This is a genomic window from Massilia sp. P2_C2 (assembly GCF_056404615.1).
Genome location: NZ_JBFUDR010000445.1, coordinates 1 through 3,725 on the forward strand (window position 1 = coordinate 1; position 3,725 = coordinate 3,725).

A 3,725-nucleotide genomic window follows, 5' to 3' on the forward strand; every position below is an offset into this window, starting at 1 on the left:
CAGCGGCACGGTGCGCGTGACGCAGACGGCACGCGGCGTCACGCTGGAAATCAATGCCAGCGTCCTGTTCGACGAGGGCGACGCCGCCCTGACCCCGGCCGCCCGCGCGACCCTGCAGACCGTCGCCGGCCTGCTGAAGGATGACCCGCACGGGATCGAAGTCGAAGGCTTCACGGACAATACGCCGATCGGCAACCCGGCATTCGCGTCGAACTGGGAATTGTCGGCCGTGCGCGCGACAACCGTCGTGCGCCTGTTCGCGGCGAACGGCGTGGCCGCGGAACGCCTGGCGGCCGTGGGGCGCGGCGCCAACCGGCCGGTGGCATCCAACACCGACCCCGTCGGACGGGCGCGCAACCGGCGCGTGGCCATCACGATCCTCTCCGGCGCGTGAACGGTGGGCACGGGGTGCCCACCAAACGCAATCGTGCGCGGTACAATCGTTCCAGCCCGACAGCAGGTCGGCATTGCCAAGGAGGCGGAATGAACGTGCATGCAAGCCTGAGCGTCGACGCGAGGCATGACAAGGTATGGATCACCTTCAGGGCGGAAAACCGCGGCGAGCGCCGGGTGTGGCTGCCGCGCGCCCTGGCCTATGACCCCAGGCCCGCCGGCCGTGTGTTCGACGTGCGCGCGCACCCGGGCGGGGCGCCTATCCCTTATGTCGGGCCCGCCGCCGCGCACGGCACGCCCGCCGCTTCCGACTGGTTCGAGCTGCAGCCGCACTCCGCCCATACGCACACCATCGACATCACGGCCGACTACGCGTTCACACCCGGCGATCACACTTACGAATTGCGCTACGCAGGCACGGTGCTGGGCGACATCCACCAGCTCGCCGCGACGACGCCGCTCGTCACCGAACCCGTCTTGTTCCGCCACATCACGTCCTGAATCCGGCGCTCAACGCGTCGGCAGGATGTTTCGGTACGGATCGTTCTCGCCGAAGTATTCGGGCGAGTCGGCATTGTCGACCTTCCAGAAGGCCTTGCACACATGGATCGTGGTCGGCTGGTCCGCATACACATAGGTGTACCACGACCGGGTGCACGCGCAGTCGACCGTGGGCGGCCGGGTGGCGAAAGCGTGGCCGATGGCATCGACGTGACGTGCAACGGTCGCCGCGATGCTGTCCTGTTGCGCGTTCGAGCAATGGCTGAACGTCAGGCTGCCGCCGGTGGGCGCGGGCGCGGGAATGGGGGCGTACGCCGATTCGGGCATGCCGCGCGGCATCAACCCGTCGATCCAGACGGCCGCCGCGAGCGGCGTCACGGCGGCGCCCTGCGGCCGTGACGCGTCCGGCCGGCCGTACACCTGCAGGCGGTCCGCGCGGTAGCGCACGCTGTAGGCGCCCGTGATATCCATCCGGTACAGCGCGGACAGTTCCACCCGGCTGCTGCGCGCCATGCCAGGCGCCAGTGCGACGAAGTCGGCGGCCGTCGGCGGCGCACGCCTGGCCTGGATGCCCAGATAGCTGACGGGCAGGCCGTCGCGCGTAACGGCGAACAACGGTGCCTGCACGCCGGCGAACGGCGTCTGCCATTTCAGCAGGTAGCGCGTCGCGTTCGACGTGTTCCGGATCGTCACGGTCACGACGACGTCGTCGCTGCGCATCAGGCTTTGCCGGGCCGGTGCGACGTCGACGATAATGCCATCCGTGGGCGCGGCCTGGCAGGTGCCGGGCAGCAGCAGGACGGCCGCGATGCCGCTGGTCCAGCGTAATCGGTTCTTCATGGAGTCTCCCGATACCGTGAAAACCATTGTTGTAGCGCGGCGTCTGCTGACCGTTATTGTTGTTTCGCAGGAGTTATTGTTGTGATACGTCGCCAGTGGCGTTCAATTTGCTGTATTGGCACAACATTTCAGTTTGATGAGCCAATATTGCTCGATTTACATTTAATAAGTTGTTATCATATATTGATTCTCTGAATACAAATGTTTCATATGAGAATCTATTTCATCCACGCCGGCGGCCCCTTTCCCGGCGTCATACGTTTCAGCACATGAATATCGAGCACGACAGCCACGCATCCCGCCTGAACGGATTTCGCGCGACCGGCGCCGGCGCACGGCCGGGCAGGGCGGCATGAAACGGCGCACGCATAAAATTCCCTCCACCGTACGGCTGTCCATCCTGGCCGCGCTGCTGGCGGTCTTCATGGCCTGGCTCGCGCTCGGCCACACCGCGCTGCTGCCGTGGGACTCGCGCTGGTATCTGACGGCGCATACGGCGATGGAAGTGTTTTCGGTGGTCATCGCGATGCTCGTGTTTTCCACCGGATGGCATGGTATCGGCCGCGACGTGCCGATCCGGGTGGCCTTGTTGTCGCCGGCCGCGTTGGCCATCGGCCTGCTCGACATCGGCCACCTGATGACCGTACCGGGCATGCCCGGCTTGAACGGACCGGTTACGGTCGTGCGGGCTATCGATTTCTGGCTGCTCGCCCGCGCCGTCAGTGCCGTCGCGCTGCTCGGCGCCGCCTTCGCGCCGCGTGAACGGATCGTCGGCCCCCGCGTTCGCAAGTGGGCGCTGCTGGTTGCGCTGGGCATCGTCGTGCTCGGTTTCTGGCAGGCGGTGAGTGATCCGTTGAAACTGCCGGCCGCCTTCGTGCAGGGGAAGGGGCTGATGCCGTTCAAAATCGACTTCGAGATCGCCCTGATTGTCCTGAACGGCCTCGCCGCGTTGTTCCTGCTGCGTCGTGCACTCGTCACGCGCCTGCGCACGGACCGCTACCTGGCCACGGCCGCCGCCGTCATGGCCCTCAGCGGCGTCAGCTTCTCGCTGTACGCACGTCCGGACGACGTGATGAACATGATCGGTCACGTGTATAAAGTGATCGCCTATCTGTGCCTGCACCGCGCGATCTGGGTGGCCGCCGTGCAGGCGCCTTACCTGCGGCTGCAGCGTTCGGAGCGTTCGCTGGCCGAGAGCGATGCGAGCTTCCGCAGCCTGATGGAGTGCGCGCCGGACGCCATCCTGCTGGTCGGTGCGGAAGGGCGCATCACGATGATGAACGCACGCGCCGAAAACCTGTTCGGCGTGGCGCGCGCGACGGCTGCCGGCCTGCCGCTGGACATCCTCGTGCCGCCTGCCGCCGGCGAGACCGAACTGGATTGTCATCGCCTCTACGGTCCCACTTTTCCGGCCGAGGTGCGCCGCGCCGTCATGCCGGGCGGGCAGCAGGTGGCCATCGTGCGCGACCTGTCGGAGCGGCGCCGGCTGGAGCGTGCCCTCGTCGAGCAGCTGACCCATGACGCGTTGACGGGCCTGCCCAACCGCACCCGCATCCTCGAGGCGCTGGACGAGGCGATCGCCGGCGCGCGCCAGGACGGCCGTACGCTGGCCGTGCTCGTGTTCGACCTGCACGAATTCCGCAAGATCAACAGTGGCTATGGCTATGGCGGCGGCGACGACGTGCTGCGCGAATGCGTCGTCCGGCTGTCCGGCCAGCTGGAGGGCGGCGACATGCTGGCGCGCCAGGGCGGCAACGAGTTCATCGTCGTGCAGAAGCAGTCCGGCCAGGACGCCGCCGTGGTGCTGGCCGCGCGGCTGCTGGACGCCATGCGCGAGCCGTTCCTGGTCGGCGGCCAGCGCGTGTTCCTGTCCGCCAGCGTCGGCATCGCGCTGCTGCCGGAAGGCTGCTGCGGCGCCCATGAATTGCTGCAGATGGCGCAGGTGGCGATGGCCGGGGCGCGTGCCGAAGGTCCCGCGCGCTACCGCTTCC

General features: G+C 67.2%; 4 protein-coding genes. 3 read left to right on the plus strand and 1 reads right to left on the minus strand.

Going from position 1 to position 3,725, the window contains the following annotated elements:
• Nucleotides 1-394: OmpA family protein (locus AC1DYX_RS29050; RefSeq protein WP_477265374.1), on the plus strand; the 394-nt coding region annotated here is incomplete at its 5' end.
• An 89-nt stretch (nt 395-483) separates the two neighbouring features.
• Entirely contained in the window at nt 484-894 is a 411-nt protein-coding gene (locus AC1DYX_RS29055; protein WP_477265376.1) for a hypothetical protein, read from the plus strand.
• Nucleotides 895-903: 9 nt separating this feature from the next.
• Here the strand turns inward: AC1DYX_RS29055 and AC1DYX_RS29060 are convergent, their stop codons facing one another.
• Nucleotides 904-1,734 (minus strand): M35 family metalloendopeptidase, encoded by an 831-nt coding sequence (locus AC1DYX_RS29060; protein ID WP_477265378.1) that lies wholly within the window; start codon nt 1,732-1,734, stop codon nt 904-906.
• A 352-nt stretch (nt 1,735-2,086) separates the two neighbouring features.
• Between AC1DYX_RS29060 and AC1DYX_RS29065 the strand changes: the two genes are divergently transcribed.
• On the plus strand, nt 2,087-3,725 hold a 1,639-nt coding region (locus AC1DYX_RS29065; protein WP_477265380.1), incomplete at its 3' end, for a sensor domain-containing diguanylate cyclase.